This is a genomic window from Bradyrhizobium sp. WSM4874, assembly GCF_055811835.1.
Window position 1 is genome coordinate 1 of sequence record NZ_JBVVPR010000053.1, and the last position, 15706, is coordinate 15706.

Consider the following 15706-nt stretch of genomic DNA (forward strand, 5'->3'; position numbering starts at 1 on the left):
GTCTTCAGCCTGCTTCAGCACGAATGCAATCTGCGCCTCTGAAAACTTCGATGCCTTCATGGAATTCTCCTCTCCCCATCAGGGGATCATAAGTGGAAAATTCCAGTTCAAACTGGCCTAATTTGGCGGGGGCACGTCAACTACGATCCAGACCCGCCCGGCTCCTGCGGCGGGGCGCCAGTCGCAAATTGCGCTTTCGATAGCCAGCGGATTGTTATGGGCACTGATTCGAAACGCAGCTCGGCCCGTTCGCGCTCCTTCATGAATATTGGCGTGAACCAGCGAATCACGGACGAGCAGGTCGTCTTGTTGCGACAGCCTTGTCAGCACAGCAACATACCCGCAATGACGGAATCATTCATCATTCGCTGAGCAACGATGGACGCCACAAAACTCCCAGCTGGCCGGACAGGGTCTTCCCGCGTTGGATTGTTGGGTCAAACTTGTAGGATCGGATTTTCTCGATCAGCCGGCACAATGCGCGGCCTGAAGATGCTCCGCATCCTCCTCGTCAAGTGACGCGTATGCAACGATACTTATCTTATCTGCGGGCCTCGCCAGTCGCGCCGCCGCACCGTTTACGTCTACGGTGCCGGACCCTTCTGGCGCTTCTGTCACAAACGTTGCAAAGCGTGTTCCCGTCTCGAAGGTTGTACAGTTCGACGCGAACGTTAATCGGATACCGGCCGCGTCCAGCAGCGCGCGATCAATCGAGATCGAGCCTTCATAGTGCAGGTCGGTTTCAGTGACCGAGGCGCAATGAATCGTTCCCTTCAATCAGGGCAATCTGCATTTCTTTACCTACGCTGATGGCTTGCGCGCGGCACGCCCCTGTTCTGGATGACTTAAGCGGGTCAGACATAATACCGAGCCGGGCTAGCACACTTGCATCGCGGTCAACTTGCGGATTTTTGGTCGTCAGCAACACATCGCCGACAAAGATGGAATTCGCACCAGCCAAGAAGCATAGGGCCTGGAGTTCATCAGTCATGTACTGACGCCCGGCGGCCAACCGTATGACGCTGTTGGGCATCATGATCCGCGCGGTCGCCACCAGGCGCACCAGTGCAATCGGATCGGGACGCTCCGCCGTGAACCTCACCGGCACGCCATTCACCTCGTTCCAGAGCTTGATCCGGATGCTTTCCGGATGGTTCGGAAGATTGGCGAGCAGTCGCAGCATGCCGAGACGGTTCTCGGCGTCGTCACCGATGCCAATAATTCCGCCGCAGAAGATTTTGATGCCCGCCTGGCGCACGGGCGTAAGAGTGTCGATTCGCTCTAGCAAGGTCCCGGTCGTGATGATGCTGCGGTAGAACTCAGGCGAGGTGTCCACGTTGTGATTGTAGAAATCGAGGCCGGCGTCGGCGAGCCGTGCGGCGTGCTTTGGCGTGAGCATGCCGAGCATTACGCACGTCTCCATGCCACAATCTTTAACGGCGGCAATCATATCGCAGACCTGATCGAGGTCGCGGTCCTTTGGATTGCGCAAGGAACCGGCCACGCAGAAGCGGGTCGCCCCGGCGGCCTTGGCCCGTTAGGCGGCGGCGACCACGTCAGACCGATCCATCAAGCGAGCCGCCTTCAGTCCAGTGGATACAAACAACACCCACATGCGCAGCTCCGGAAACTACACGCTTGCCCGGTATTGAAGGAGAAATATCGCCGAGTTGCGCGGGCCATCGCGCGCATATCAGGCTAATAGCCGGCCCGCCTTCCAGGATTTGATCGCAGCATCGAGGCACGCGCAACAACGCTGCCCGACGCGCCTCACCCAGGTCACTAGCCGATGCGTACGTAGTTGCGCCCCGTAGGTCCTTTACTGATGCGAGGATTTGGCCGCCCGCAATGTGTACCGGATCGACCGATCCGCTCTAATTCGTCACCTGGCCGATTCCTCGCTGGCGTTGTTATGCGCGTCACATTGCGCACAATAGACGAGCCGATTCTGCGGCGTGCCTTGCCGCTTCGAGAAGCGCAGCGGCCTTTGGTGCGCAGAGTGGTGCCCGCGGGCCCTTGGCGGGCCTGTGGCCGCCTAGGCTCCAGCGCCACTGCGCTCTCGATTACGTGCCGCGGCTCGAGTTGGCATCGATGCGGCCGGATCCGTTAAGACATGGCACGCATCTGCGCAAACAGAATTGCCGCTTCGGACGGCCCCAGCCCGACGATGCCCACGAAGGCTGACGGAGGCATCGGAATGACCTGACGGGTCGGCCTCCAGAGATGCAGGCAATAGCGACTGTTGTTCACATACTGTGACTGAGGAGGATGCAGCTGCATTACGCATTCCTCCTGATGCCAAAACAGATCTTTGGCGAGACACATCTCCTCCCAATTTGGAGATCGCCGTGGCGTCGACACAGAGACATGCTCCCATCCCGGACGAACGAAGCCGATGATCTTGAGCTGGCAGCCACAAGGCCCCTGCACGAAGAAGAGACCGGAAGGACCAGATCCGGGCGCGGTGGCGAACCGGCCATCGCGCACGCGTCCCGCTTCGAGCCTTTCTACAATTTGCTTCCTCACACCTCCTCCCTCTTTTGACCGATAGGGTCGAATCCGGCACCACTCGTGTTGTCCGACTCATACATCGACCGGCCGCCGCGCCGGCATGGGCAATCCCAACTACTGCGGACCATCTGCACCGAACTTAGTTGGAAGACGAACATCGGCTTTCTCCGGATCGTCCAGCGGAGAGTTTCTCCTGCAGTTTATCTTTCGACATCTGATCTTTCCTTGGATTTTCTCGTCATTCGTGCCTTCGTTGCGAACTTGCCTCATGCAGACAATCGGCACAGACATCTACGATGGTTGTCGCGGCAAGCCGGGCCTGCAGGAGCTGCTGCCGCCCCTTCGCCTAAACAAGTCCGCAAGGTATGGCGTTGGGCTAACCGTGCTTGATGCCAGAACCGACTGAAACGCCTCAGAGCAACAATGGCGGCGGAGGCCATTTGGCGCGGCATGATCCGGCGAACCGGCTAGTTTGGCACCAAACAAACGTCATCGGCTTCAGCACATGATGCAAAGCGACGCCAATGTCTCGCCAGTTCGTCAACGAGAGACTTTGCTCTTGCGACGATCTGACGGTGGGCTTTCATCTCAGTCCTTTTCATGTCGAGCGGTTAGCCGGCTTACCGCCTGAGACACCGTCAATGCGTCATCTATGTGGCCGGTCACAATGGATCCACGGCCAGGGAACGCGTGACGAAGTTTCGCAGTTCAGCCCTAGAGTGCCTCGAGCTCCAACACGGAGAGACTTCGCTGGCCGCCAGTCACAGTTCGCTCCGGTAGCGATCAGAACTGCCCGTCAAGCTGGCTTCTTTGCCGCCTCTCCGCGAGGCGAGCCAGCTTGTCATATTCCTCAGCGACCTTGAGGAGCCTGCATCTAGATGTATCGTCCTCGATCGACTCCGCTCTTAGTCGGGTCGTTTCCGCACGGCCTCGCCAATGTTTGGCGTCTGACAATAGATTTTTCTGCTTCATGCAAAAGAGGATGCAATGTTTAGATCAAGAAAATGCGACACGGCCCCTACGTAAGATCCCGTAGGCTGGCTTTCGCAAAAGCACCTCATCTGCCGTCAGCGCTGCCACTCGCTTTGTTAATGTCCGACATGCTACAAGCCGCTGGCAAGAGACGTAAGCGCGGCGAGTAAGCTTTACTGAAATCCCTCGGTTGAGAAGGCCGATTGGAAAGGCCACGCGAACGGAGCATGATGGACGAGATTTGGCTTCACCGGCCGCTGACGCAGAATTCTGCGCGAAATGCGCGGCTCTCGACATAAATGGCTTGAATCGGACGCAGCGTCAGATTGTAGGGTCTTCTTGCGAGCGAGCGTCCACGATCGCCTGCCGATGGCTTGGGAGCGACGACTTACAGACGGGACGCACGTGGCCTGTGCAGCAGACATATACGGTGTGAGGGCACCAGCGCTACCTGTCCGAACTCCAGTCAGCTTGCGTGAGCAATGTCGCGATCCGATTTCAGTTCGAGATCCTGGTCGGGGAAGGGTCGACAGATGACGCGCCCTGGACAAGCAGTCTCACTCGACCGCCTCCGCTTGGAGCAGCACGTTCGCGCGGAACACTCAGAGCCACCAAATCGAACGATGGCCACACTCGATGAGCTTCTCGCAACGATCAGCGACGCTTGCCGTTGTCAGGACGTGCGCGCATTCTCAGGTTCACTATTCGACGATTCCAAGCAGCTCACGAGATCAAATCGCGCACGCTTCCTGCGAAAGGCCGCGACTGCGTTCAAGATCGTATTTGTTCCACGATTCGAGGAAGACATCCGCCTCAAGCTAGCATCGAAATACGCCACAATATGTGATGCGCTCAGCCGGCAGTCTGGCGGTCAGGCAGGTACCGATCTTTCCAAAGCTCTGGCGGCTCAGCTCTCCCGCCTTAATAACGCACTGATGGAACAAGTCGACTTCACATCACTTTCGCTCTTTGCGTGTTCATTTGGCCGCCATCCTGGGTCTTCCGACTGCCGCGATGGCATGATCAGAATTGCTGAAGTTTGCCGCGACGAGAGCGAGCCCCTCCAGGACCTAACCGGCCAGCACCTATCATTGCTGATAAGCGGCTTTAGCAAGTGGCCGGATCAACCGGCGGTTCGTGAAGCCGCTCTCAGGATCGCAACTGAGATTTCTTGCCGGACGCGTTCGGATGATCGCCTCTCAGCGCTCACCCCGCGGCATCTATCAATGCTCGTGAACGGCGTCGGAAAATGGCTAGGAGAGGAACGCTTTCACACGGCAGTTGTGATCATCGCAGATGAGCTTGTGCGCCGAAGCGATCGACTCTCCGATTTTACCCAGGAACACCTGGCGAATCTGATCAGCGTCTTTAGCAAGCGGCCGGAAGATTCCAGTTGTCGCAAGGCAGCGATCGCGATCAGCAACGAACTTCTCCGCCGCTCCGATCAGCTCTCCGATTTCAGTCAGCAGCGTCTGGCTAAGCTCGTAAACGGATTCAGCAGGTGGCCGGGCGAGCTCGCGCCTCGGCAAGCCACCGCCAAGATTGCAGGAGAACTCGTTCGTCGCGGGCTTTCCGTCGATCACCATGAGTTGGCGAGTCTGGTAAACGGCTTCAGCAAATGGACGGCGGAGGTTGCCTGTCTCGCGGCGAGCGTCGCGATCGCGGATCAAGTCATCCGTCACGCTCGCGGTGCCGAGCGCCTCTCTTATTTTCGTTACCAGGAACTCGGGATGCTGGTAAACGGTTTCAGCAAATGGCGGCAGGACCCGAGCTGCCGCCAAGCCACAATTGAAATTGCCGGTGAAGTGCTCGCCCGCTGTGACCGCGCCGACGGCGTCTCCTGCATTACTGAACAGGCACTGGCAAACCTCGTAAATGGGTTCAGCAAGTGGCCACAACAGCTGTCTCTTCGCGACGGGACGGCTGCGCTCGCCCGGGAGGTCGTTTACCGTGCCCGACGGGCCGGTCAGCTCTGTGATTTTACGCAGCAAGGACTGGCTATTCTGTTGAACGGCTTTAGCAAATGGCCAACGGAAGTTCCGCTGCGCGAAGCTAAGACTGCGATCGCGCAAGAGGTCCTTTCTCGGGCCTGCCGTTCCGACCGGCTTTCCCATTTTACGCGTCGAGCACTGGCGATCCTCGCCAACGGCTTCAGCAAATGGCGACAAGAGGAGGTCTCTCGCCATGCGACGGTAGCCATCGCGGAGGAGATTCTTCGCCGCACTTTCCAGGTTTGTGATTTTAGCGAGCAGGAGCTTGCTCAGCTCATGCGTGCGTTCAGTCACTGGCCGAAGGAGGTCACCTCTCGCGAAGTCGCAGTCGTGATCTCCCAGGAGGTCCTGCGCCGCCTCACCGGGACTGCGCGTTTCACCGAGCAAGAGTTCGCACACTTGGCGAATGGGTTAGGCAAGTGGCCCGAAGTGGCGATCTGTCATCGAGCCGCTGCGGCTATCGGCAATTGGACAGCGCTAGGTGACCGACGATGAACACCATCACATGCGGCGTTTTGAAGCAAACGGAACACGGCTGTACACCGCTCGTAAGGCACGAAGGGCTGCGCTGGTCCAAAGGACGATAACTCAATGCAGGATCACGCGAGCAAGCGGCGCGACCAACGGCACCACACTTTTAGGCGCGAGGTGATCGTGATAGGCGACGAGATGGGCTCGCAACCTCGTTCAGCGGGGCGGATTTCTGGTCGTACTTTTAGCCATCGAGGCAATGATCCACGCGTAGTGAGTAGCGAGGTTTTGACGGGCGGCACTATGTCGAATGGTACATTGAACGGCCGCTGCAGATCTCTGCAGATGCTCGGCGCTCTGCGTTCAACGGCGTTTCCAGAAGAGCACGGAGGCGGCGTCATCGCCGCCGCTCTCGGCAGAGATGCATCAAGTGTTCGCTCACGCCGCAGCCCTTTCGGGCGGATTGCTTCCGAGCCCGCGTCCATCGTGTTTTTCGGGACGGCAACAGCGCCTCCAGAGTGCAGTGGCTTCTGCAGCTTTGGATGCCAAGCAGTCGTTCAACTGACGACCATGTAGCGCGAGCTCAAATCACAGGGAACTCTCTAATTATGCTCTGCCAGAAATGTCACAGAGATAACTGGTGCGAGATCGCAATGCACGATCCCTGGACCGGCCGACCAGTGATCACCTGCAACACTTGCGGCGAGTATGCCGAGTACAACAGCCTCCAGCGCAAAACGGCTCACGCGATCATGGCAGCTACCTTGGCCTGTAGCGTGAGCATAGAGGACCGGCGCGATCCCCGGGTGGTTGCTGATAGGATCTTGGATGCACTGGAGAATGCCGGCCTAACAGTCGCTCGCGCCTCAAGATGAATGGGGAGGAGCGCCGATCGGCGCCGCCTACGAGGCCCTGCCCGGCGATCAGAGAGCATGGGCTGCGCCGCTCGTTCCAACAGCCGTTTGATTGCCGGCAGACTTACTGCCTTTTCCCTGGCCGCTCTGGAGTTGCACGCGCCCATAGCAACTGTTGGAGACCAGCCACGATTATAGCAAACGCACCAATCCGGACCTAAACCGCGACGCTCTGAACGGGTCCAGGGCTGAGCACCGCTGGGCGCCGTCTTCCAACGCATGACGGCCCCCACATGGATCGAACCCGCAATGATCGTTGACCTGACGCGGCCTGCACCTGACGGCGCCTTTCGAGGTCCATCGTCCAAAGTTTGTCTGGAACGGCAAAGTCACTGCTCAGTGCCTTGGCGGGAATTGCACTCATTGACCAGAATAACCGCTGCCGATGGATCTCGTTTCCCATTCTGCCCCGCGGCACCAGCCCCGAGAAATCCCGGGAAACAGCCCCACCCAGACAGTGTAGCGGGAGAGCTCGGCCGGATAGACGAGGCGCCAATTCGCACAGATGCCACAGAGCATCCTCGCCATGGACGCTTGATTCGGCCGGCGAGCGCGCTCCTATTCCATGGACCTTTACAAGAACTTCATTGACACGCGTGGTCGCTCGTAGCACGACCAGCCGCCTCACCGCCGCGGCGTAGCTATGCCGGCACACTTGGGCAGACCCTGGCTGCGCAATTCCGCGGAGGACGAATAGCGAAAGCCAGCCGCTTTGGCGCAGCGCCTCCCGCCCTCCTCCCGTCGCGGCTGGCTCCTGGCGTGAGATATTCCCGCAATAATCCCCGCAGGGGATTGAATCGTACGTAGCGTCAGATTGTAGAGTGCCCCTGCTAGGTGGCTCCAATCGTCACTCGCCCTAGAATTCCTGTGGACAAAAGCGAAGCAAGCCGATCGCGTGTGATGAGAGGTGTTCTGCCAAAGCGGCTGAGGAATCGCGCTGAGTACGAAGGGACGCTGTTCCTGTTCTGTCTACGCAAATCGTCAAGTCGCATGACGTCACGATTGCCCAGATGTAAGAAGGACCAATCCAGCATTGGAGACTTCGAAATACGGTTGCGAGCGCCAAGTGCCAACGAGCCGCTGCGAGATTGATGCGCTATCCTGGAGCGGTGATGTGAGAAGACCCGATGGATCCAACACGGTGTTGCTCGTCGACCATTGTGAGGGCCAATGTCGGGCAATTGTTGGCTTCAAGAATGGCGATCCTGGAAGAGCGTATATGTGCGGGGAACCAATTGTGACGGGACTGCGCCAAAAGCCGTCATCATGGTGCGCTTATCACCATGTCCGAATGCACGTCATGCCATGGTCGGACGGACGCGCCCGTCCTTGAATGAAAGCAGACTAGAAGACAACGAGTAGTCCGGGACGAGCGCGCGGCATGGATAGCGGCTGATTGCGGCAGCAAGAGAGCTGCCGCTAGCTCCGCGAGCTGGGCCTGCTCGAGATGCAGGCCGGACGATTGCCCCAGGGCCGACGCCGATGCAGGCAACGAGCCCTTTAACACCCGACGAACGAGCATTGGAAACCTCATGTGATCGCCTTGGAACGGAAATGATGTGGAAGTTTAGACACGCGAGCGATCGAAGATTGATCTCGGCACCTTGATTGAGCGCTACGCGGCGTTCAAACCCGATAAGCCAGCGATCCATTTCGATGGCGCGCCTCTAAGCTCACGCCCCTTTTGGCGCATTCGAGCAGGCGGCGCGTGCTTGAACAGCCCGAGTCGGCTCCCTCCACGATCAGCTCATCCCGCGTGTTTCTGCCGCGGGGCTGCAACATGCGCGCCTTCCCCTTTGCTTGTCCGACCACCAACACGATCGTCCAGGAATTGATCGATGATACGGACTGCGCGACAGAGAACAACTTTCAAGGCTTTGCTTGCGCCGGCTTGCTCGCAGTCGCACCTGGATGAACAGCAAGACTAGAAAACTTCTAGGCAAGGACAAGGAATGAGGGACACTCCCTGGCTCGACGCGCAAGCTGAGCACGGAGAGACTGTAGAACGCTTCTCGACCAAATGGTCTGCTACCTCTTAGCTGCCCTGCAATTCATTGGGCCCCCCAAGCAATAGAGAAGCGCCTGACGAAGGCCGAACAAACTCTGCCGGACTACAAACTTTCGTATAGTCCTTCAAAACTCTTTCGAGGTGGAGGGTTTACCTCCGTACAGTTGAGCAATCGACGCAATACCTGTAGAGGTCCACACTTCGGCAGTTCGAGAGCGTGACGCTTCCGCATTTCGAAGAGCCAGACGCGATTGACGTCGTCGATCGGGGAACGACATTAGCCTGCGCAGAGGAATCATTTGTTAAACCAAGAGAGCAAACGGCAGGTCGCTCTAATCACCGGCGTGACCGGCCAGGACGGCGCCTATCTTGCTGAATACCTGTTGTCGCTCGGCTACATCGTGCACGGCATAAAACGGCGCTCGTCCTCGTTCAACACCGCACGGATCGATCATCTCTACCAGGACCCGCATCTCGGCAATGTGCCGTTCCTGATGCATTACGGCGACATGACGGATTCGACCAACCTGATTCGTCTCGTGCAGCAGATCCGGCCGACCGAGATCTACAATCTCGCCGCCCAGAGCCACGTCGCCGTCAGCTTCGAGAGCCCGGAATACACCGCCAATGCCGACGCGATTGGCGTGTTGCGCCTGTTGGAAGCGATCCGCATCCTCGGAATGGAGAACGAGACGCGGTTCTACCAGGCCTCGACGTCCGAGCTCTATGGCCTCGTGCAGGAGGTCCCACAGAAGGAGACCACGCCGTTCTATCCGCGCTCGCCTTACGGCGTGGCCAAGCTCTACGGCTACTGGATCACGGTGAACTACCGCGAAGCCTACGGCATGTTCGCCAGCAACGGCATCCTGTTTAATCATGAGAGCCCAATCCGAGGCGAGACTTTCGTCACCCGCAAGATCACCCGCGGCGTCGCCCGCATCGAGCTCGGGCTGGAGCAGACGCTCTATCTTGGTAACCTCGAGGCCAAGCGGGACTGGGGTCACGCCAAGGATTATGTCGAAGGCATGCACAAGATCCTCCAGGCCGACAAGCCGGACGATTTCGTGCTCGCCACCGGTGAGATGCGCTCGGTGCGAGAGATGGTCGAGCTTGCCTTTGCCGAAGTCGGCCGCCGTATCGAATGGAGCGGCAAGGGCATCGAGGAGACCGGCGTCGATACCAAGAGCGGCAACACCGTACTCCGGATCGATCGCACCTATTTCCGCCCCACCGAGGTCGATCTCCTGGTCGGCGATGCCAGCAAGGCGCGCAAGGTACTCGGCTGGACGCCCAAGCGGACGTTTGCCCAACTCGTCGCGGAAATGATGGCGAGCGACCTGGCGGATGCCAAACGGGATGTGGCCAGTGGCAAACGCACCATTTGAGCTGAAGGGCAGAAGCGTCTATGTCGCCGGCCACCGCGGCATGGTTGGCAGTGCGCTGGTGCGCCGGCTGGGGCGGGAGAACGTGAATCTCGTCACGGTGGACCGGCGCGAGGTCGATCTCTGCAACCAGGCCGCCGTGTTCGACTGGTTCGCCAAGACGCGGCCAGAGGTGATCTTCGTTGCTGCCGCCAAGGTCGGCGGCATTGTCGCCAACGACACGCTGCGTGCCGAATTCATCTATGACAACATCGCGATCGCGGCGAACGTGATCCATGCTGCGTATCTCAATGGCGCCGAGAAGCTGATGTTTTTGGGCTCCTCCTGCATCTATCCGAAGCTGGCGCCGCAGCCCTTGCGCGAGGACACGGTCCTATCAGGTCCGCTGGAGCCGACCAACGAGCCCTATGCGATCGCCAAGATCGCCGGCATCAAGATGGTGGAGGCCTATCGCCGCCAGTTCGGCAGCGACTTCATCAGCGTGATGCCGACCAATCTCTACGGACCCGGCGACAATTATCATCCCGAACTGAGCCATGTCGTCGCGGCGCTGATCCGGCGCTTCCACGAGGCGAAGGTCGCGGGTGCCAAAAGCGTTGCCGTGTGGGGCACCGGCACGCCACGGCGCGAATTCCTCTATGTCGACGACATGGCAGACGCCTGCGTGTACCTGATGAAGACCTATTCGGGAGCAGAGCTGATCAACATCGGCACCGGCGAGGACATCACCATCGCCAAGTTCGCGCGCGTCGTCGCAGAGATCGTCGGCTACAGCGGCGAGATCGCTTTCGACACCTCGCGCCCCGACGGCACGCCGCGCAAGCTGCTCGACGTCAGCCGCCTCGCAAAGCTCGGCTGGCGCGCGAGGACATGGCTTACAGATGGAATGCGGCAGACCTACCAGGACTTCTTAGCGGTATCGGCCAAATCGGACAAAGGAGAGAATCATGCAGCTGTTAATTGCTGACGGCGCTCATTGTCCGATTCCCAGAAAGTTGCTTCAGATCGTCTGGCGACTTCGATTAAGCTTCCGGTGTTGCTTTGAGCTCGCGCACGCCGAGTGACGCGTGCGCGATGGAAGGCCGGCACGACTACACCGGTCGATAAATAGCGAGCGAATTGGTCAGGCGCGTCTTGCGAGACGCTCTGTTTTGAAGTTGAGGTAAACTGGTTGCCATGTGCGGAATTGTAGGCATCTTGGGGCGCGGTCCGGTCGCGGATCGCCTCATCGATTCACTTAAACGACTGGAATATCGCGGCTACGACTCAGCTGGCATCGGAACGCTCAAAGGAAATCATATCGAGCTTCGACGCGCCGAGGGAAAGCTGAAAAACCTTGAAACACGTGTTCGCTGCCATCCGCTTTCAGGCCATGTCGGGATTGGGCACACGCGCTGGGCTACTCATGGCAAGCCAACCGAACACAACGCTCATCCGCATGCAACGGACAATGTTGCAGTCGTACATAACGGCATAATCGAGAATTTCCGGGAGCTGCGCGCGGAGCTGAAACAGCATGGCGCCTGTTTCGCCTCTGAAACGGACACGGAGGTGGTGGCGCATCTCATCGAGTCTTATCTGAAGAATGGCAGCTCGCCGCAGGAGGCAGTAAAAGCGTCCCTGCCGCGGCTAGTGGGCGCGTTTGCGCTTGCAATTCTGTTCAAGGGCCGACACGACCTCATGATCGGTGCGCGCAAGGGCTCACCACTCGCGATCGGGCATGGCGAAGGCGAAATGTATCTCGGATCGGATGCTATCGCGCTCGCGCCCCTTACCGACTTGATCACCTACCTTGAGGATGGCGATTGGGCTGTGCTCAACCGCAACTTCAGCGTGGTCTACGACGCACAAGGCACAGTCGTCCGCCGGGATGTGGTGAACTCTGGCGCGTCGTCGGCACTCGTCGATAAAGCGAACTACCGGCACTTCATGGCGAAGGAAATCCATGAACAGCCAGAGGTGATCGGGCAGACGCTGGCGCATTACGTCGATATTGCCCGCGAGAGCGTGGCACTGCCGCAGGAGCTTCCGTTCGACTTCAATGAGATCGGACATATCTCGGTCACGGCTTGCGGTACGGCAGGCTACGCCGGCCACATCGCCAAATACTGGTTCGAGCGGCTGGCTCGTATTCCGGTCGAGCTCGATGTCGCCTCCGAATTTCGGTATCGTGAGGCACCGATGCGCCAAGGAGATCTTGCTATCTTCATCTCGCAGTCAGGCGAGACCGCCGATACGCTGGCCGCGCTCCGCTACGCCAAATCGCAAGGTCTGCATACCCTCTCGATCGTGAACGTACTCAGTTCGACCATTGCGCGCGAAAGCGGGACAGCATTGCCGACACTCGCGGGGCCCGAAATCGGTGTTGCCTCGACCAAGGCGTTCACATGCCAGCTGGTCGTCCTGGCGGCGCTGGCAGTCGCTGCCGGCAAGGCCCGCGGTGAATTGTCGGAGAGCGACAGCATCGATCTGGTACGCGAGCTGATCGAAATTCCTCGGCTCGTTTCAGCGGCGCTGGCCAACGAGCCGCAGATCGAGAAGCTCGCACGCGACATCACCAAATCGCGTGACGTGCTATATCTTGGTCGCGGCACGTCGTTTCCACTGGCCATGGAAGGGGCACTGAAGCTGAAAGAGATATCCTATATTCACGCCGAGGGCTATGCGGCCGGGGAGCTCAAGCACGGCCCGATCGCCTTGGTCGACGAGAGTGTTCCCGTAATCGTCATCGCTCCTTCCGACCGGGTGTTCGAAAAGACCATCTCGAACATGCAGGAGGTCGCTGCACGCGGCGGCAAGATTATCTTGATAACGGACGCCAGGGGAGCCGCAGAAGTATCCATGGATTCACTCGCGACCATTGTGCTGCCGGAGATGGGTGCGACATTCACCTCGATTGTCTATGCGATTCCGGTGCAGCTCCTAGCCTACCACACGGCCATCCTCATGGGCACGGACGTCGACCAACCCCGAAATCTCGCGAAATCGGTAACCGTCGAATAAGGCAAAGTGATGCGACCTCGGTTGTCGTGGTCAGATTCCGAATGCGCAAGCCGCGGTCAGATCGACTCGCGATGTGCCGCCCAGCTCCAGGCCCCGATGCCACCGAGGCTTGTGCCTGTTCTTGCCCTGTTTACGGAGACGCCGGGTTTGGACCACATACGAACCGGAGCGCCACTCGAAGTACGAGGCGCGCCTCGCTCGAAGACAACGTGGCTGTTTACAAGCATAGCCATCGGCGCCGCGCTTGATCGCCGGCGCGCTCACAAAATCCTATCCGGGAACCTCCGGTTAACTTTGAGCATATCGACATCGCTGGAGATCGGGCGGGATAATAGCGCAGTTCGGCCCCAATCGCAGGCTCGCGAGCTGCTCTAGCACGACATCTCACGGAGCTCCTCGCTGCGGCTTGTATGCCACCGATCTCGTTCTTCCCCTTTCACTGCATATCGGTACGCTTGATGAGAACTTCGGCCACGCCACAGACAACAACCTTGTCGCCGACCTTGGCGCCGAGAATTGCCCGAGGGTTCAGTAGCTTGAGAGCCACTCCTGCTGCACGAGCGGAATAACGAGCGAAAATTGTGAGGGTTTGCGGCAATTGCCGAAAATATGCCGGAAACGTCAGGCGCTTACGGCTTGGTCGACAGTGCCCTAATGGCCGATTCGCGGCCATGAAACTGCACGCGGCTGCGGTGAGATTTTCTCCGGAAGCGGCCATTTCAAAATCGAGAGGAAACTCGCCATGTCACCAGCGCCCATTGCGCACGCCTCAAATGCCAAATCGCGCATTGGCGCCATCTTACGTGCCACGAGCGGCAACTTCCTCGAGCAGTTCGACTTCTTCTTGTTCGGGTTCTACGCCAGTGCCATCGGAAACGCGTTCTTTCCATCAGGAAGCGAAACCGCTTCACTGCTTAACACCTTCGGTGTGTTCTGGCTGGGTGCCTTGATGCGACCTGTTGGTGCGATCGTGCTTGGAGCCTATATTGACCAGATTGGCCGTCGGCAAGGCCTGATCATCACGCTTTCGATCATGGCCATTGGCACCATCATCATCGCCTTTTGTCCGGGCTATGCGACGATCGGCATTGCCGCACCTGCGATCGTGCTGTTCGGACGGCTGTTGCAGGGCTTTTCTGCCGGCGTTGAGGTTGGTGGTGTTTCCGTTTACCTCTCCGAGATTGCCACTCCGGGCAACCGCGGTTTTTACACATCTTTCCAGTCCTCGAGCCAGCAGGTTGCGATCTTTGTCGCTGCTCTTATCGGATATTTTTTGAGCGAAGCACTTCCGGCCGAAATGGTTGCCGCTTGGGGCTGGCGGATCCCGTTCTTCCTTGGCTGCTTGATCGTACCGCTTATCTTCTTCCTGCGCCGGACGCTGGAGGAAACTCCGGAGTTTCTGGTCATGAAGAACCACCCAACGGCCCGCGAGGTCTTTGCCTCCACACTTGCGAACTGGCGCATCGTCATTCTCGGCATGATGATCGCGATGCTGACGACCACGACTTTCTATTTCGTGACGGTGTACACGCCTACGTTCGGCAGGCACGTATTGCAGTTGTCCTCGCAGAACACTCTCTTAGTGACGCTTTTGGTCGCGGTGACGAACTTCATCTGGAACCCAATTGGCGGCGCGATTTCCGACAGAATCGGCCGGAAACCGGTCCTGCTGACCATTGCCGGCCTTGCCTTGGCGACTGCATATCCGGCGTTGTCTTGGCTTGTAACCGATCCAAGCTTCGGCAAGATGCTGATAGTGGAGATGATGTTCTCGTTTTACTTTGGTACCTATAGCGGCGCCATGTTGGGCGCTCTGGTCGAAATCGTGCCGAAGCACGTTCGCACAACCTGCTTTTCTTTGGCCTTCGCACTCGCCGCCGCTCTCTTTGGCACGTTTACCCCGCTCGCATCAACCTGGCTGATCGAGCGGACCGATGACAAGGCCTCGCCCGGTTTCTGGTTGATGTTTGCGGCTTTGCTCGGCATTATCGCCGCACTCACGGTTTATCCAGGAAACACCAAGAGAGTTGCGAAGCCGTTGCGACCCGAGCGCTCTAACCGTGCCGTAAGCGCGCAATTTACCAGCACGCGCGCGCCCGCGGGACGTTGACCGCCCAAGGCTGAACTGAAATTGGTGCGCGACTATCCCTGCGGTGATTTTCACGATGGTGAGCGGCCCGTTCTGCCCGACACGGTTTCTTCCTATGTGATCTGGGGCAGTAACGAACTGGCGGCGATGTTGACCGAGGATGGCTGAGTCTATCTAACCTCCATTCAGTCCTGCGGTCGGACGGTGCACTGCCCGCACTTTGCAGTCGCGTGAAACACGGCAGATCTCGCGCGAGGACTGAGATCCCTCGCGCGAGCTCCACGCGCTGATATTCTGTGCGACTGTCACAAAACTCGAGCGCGCTCATCGTCGGGTTGCGTGAAGTCCCCCAGTGGCCTGGTCTT

9 protein-coding genes and 2 pseudogenes are annotated in these 15706 nt (G+C 58.7%); 6 read left to right on the forward strand and 5 right to left on the reverse strand.

The features are described 5' to 3' along the window. Positions 1-135: 135 nt before the first annotated feature. The 4 genes and pseudogenes from AC0L3P_RS34225 to AC0L3P_RS34240 all read right to left on the reverse strand — a co-directional run. Positions 136-342 (reverse strand): annotated as a pseudogene (locus tag AC0L3P_RS34225) (8-amino-7-oxononanoate synthase); the annotation flags it as partial. A 123-nt stretch (positions 343-465) separates the two neighbouring features. Beyond that, entirely contained in the window at positions 466-777 is a 312-nt protein-coding gene (locus AC0L3P_RS34230; RefSeq protein WP_473308666.1) for an aspartate 1-decarboxylase, read from the reverse strand. After that, a pseudogene (gene bioB / locus AC0L3P_RS34235) lies at positions 743-1594 on the reverse strand (biotin synthase BioB); the annotation flags it as partial. The pseudogene bioB and the gene AC0L3P_RS34230, both read right to left, overlap by 35 nt. A gap of 512 nt (positions 1595-2106) precedes the next feature. Further along, positions 2107-2526, reverse strand: coding sequence for a DUF7694 domain-containing protein (locus AC0L3P_RS34240; protein ID WP_473308667.1), 420 nt, complete (start codon positions 2524-2526; stop codon positions 2107-2109). A gap of 1580 nt (positions 2527-4106) precedes the next feature. Between AC0L3P_RS34240 and AC0L3P_RS34245 the strand changes: the two genes are divergently transcribed. From AC0L3P_RS34245 to glmS, 4 genes are all read left to right on the forward strand, one after another. After that, complete coding sequence (locus AC0L3P_RS34245; RefSeq protein ID WP_473308668.1) at positions 4107-5969, forward strand: hypothetical protein; 1863 nt, start codon at positions 4107-4109, stop codon at positions 5967-5969. Positions 5970-9166: 3197 nt separating this feature from the next. Then, complete coding sequence (gmd, locus tag AC0L3P_RS34250; protein ID WP_473308669.1) at positions 9167-10252, forward strand: GDP-mannose 4,6-dehydratase; 1086 nt, start codon at positions 9167-9169, stop codon at positions 10250-10252. After that, positions 10224-11216 carry a GDP-L-fucose synthase gene (fcl, locus tag AC0L3P_RS34255; RefSeq protein WP_473308670.1) on the forward strand — a complete coding sequence of 331 codons (993 nt, stop codon included), beginning with the start codon at positions 10224-10226 and terminating at the stop codon, positions 11214-11216. The genes gmd and fcl overlap by 29 nt, the downstream gene beginning before the upstream one ends. A 209-nt stretch (positions 11217-11425) precedes the next feature. Beyond that, positions 11426-13252 carry a glutamine--fructose-6-phosphate transaminase (isomerizing) gene (glmS, locus tag AC0L3P_RS34260; protein WP_473308671.1) on the forward strand — a complete coding sequence of 609 codons (1827 nt, stop codon included), beginning with the start codon at positions 11426-11428 and terminating at the stop codon, positions 13250-13252. Between the two features lie 436 nt (positions 13253-13688). On the opposite strand, the gene AC0L3P_RS34265 is transcribed toward glmS, so the two are convergent. After that, a complete protein-coding gene (locus AC0L3P_RS34265; protein ID WP_473308672.1) occupies positions 13689-13970 on the reverse strand; it encodes a hypothetical protein in 282 nt (93 codons plus the stop codon). A 24-nt stretch (positions 13971-13994) separates the two neighbouring features. Between AC0L3P_RS34265 and tcuC the strand changes: the two genes are divergently transcribed. Both tcuC and AC0L3P_RS34275 read left to right on the forward strand, forming a co-directional pair. Next, complete coding sequence (gene tcuC, locus AC0L3P_RS34270) at positions 13995-15362, forward strand: tricarballylate/proton symporter TcuC (RefSeq protein ID WP_473308673.1); 1368 nt, start codon at positions 13995-13997, stop codon at positions 15360-15362. Between the two features lie 24 nt (positions 15363-15386). Next, positions 15387-15509: a hypothetical protein gene (locus tag AC0L3P_RS34275; protein ID WP_473308674.1), complete on the forward strand. Its 123-nt coding sequence runs from the start codon at positions 15387-15389 to the stop codon at positions 15507-15509. Positions 15510-15706: the final 197 nt, after the last annotated feature.

Bases quoted from the DNA above. Each gene is read 5' to 3' on its own strand.
- AC0L3P_RS34265 (WP_473308672.1), bottom strand. From the start codon at position 13,970: ATGGCCGCTTCCGGAGAAAATCTCACCGCAGCCGCGTGCAGTTTCATG.
- fcl (WP_473308670.1), top strand. From the start codon at position 10,224: ATGTGGCCAGTGGCAAACGCACCATTTGAGCTGAAGGGCAGAAGCGTC.
- AC0L3P_RS34245 (WP_473308668.1), top strand. From the start codon at position 4,107: ATGGCCACACTCGATGAGCTTCTCGCAACGATCAGCGACGCTTGCCGT.
- glmS (WP_473308671.1), top strand. From the start codon at position 11,426: ATGTGCGGAATTGTAGGCATCTTGGGGCGCGGTCCGGTCGCGGATCGC.
- tcuC (WP_473308673.1), top strand. From the start codon at position 13,995: ATGTCACCAGCGCCCATTGCGCACGCCTCAAATGCCAAATCGCGCATT.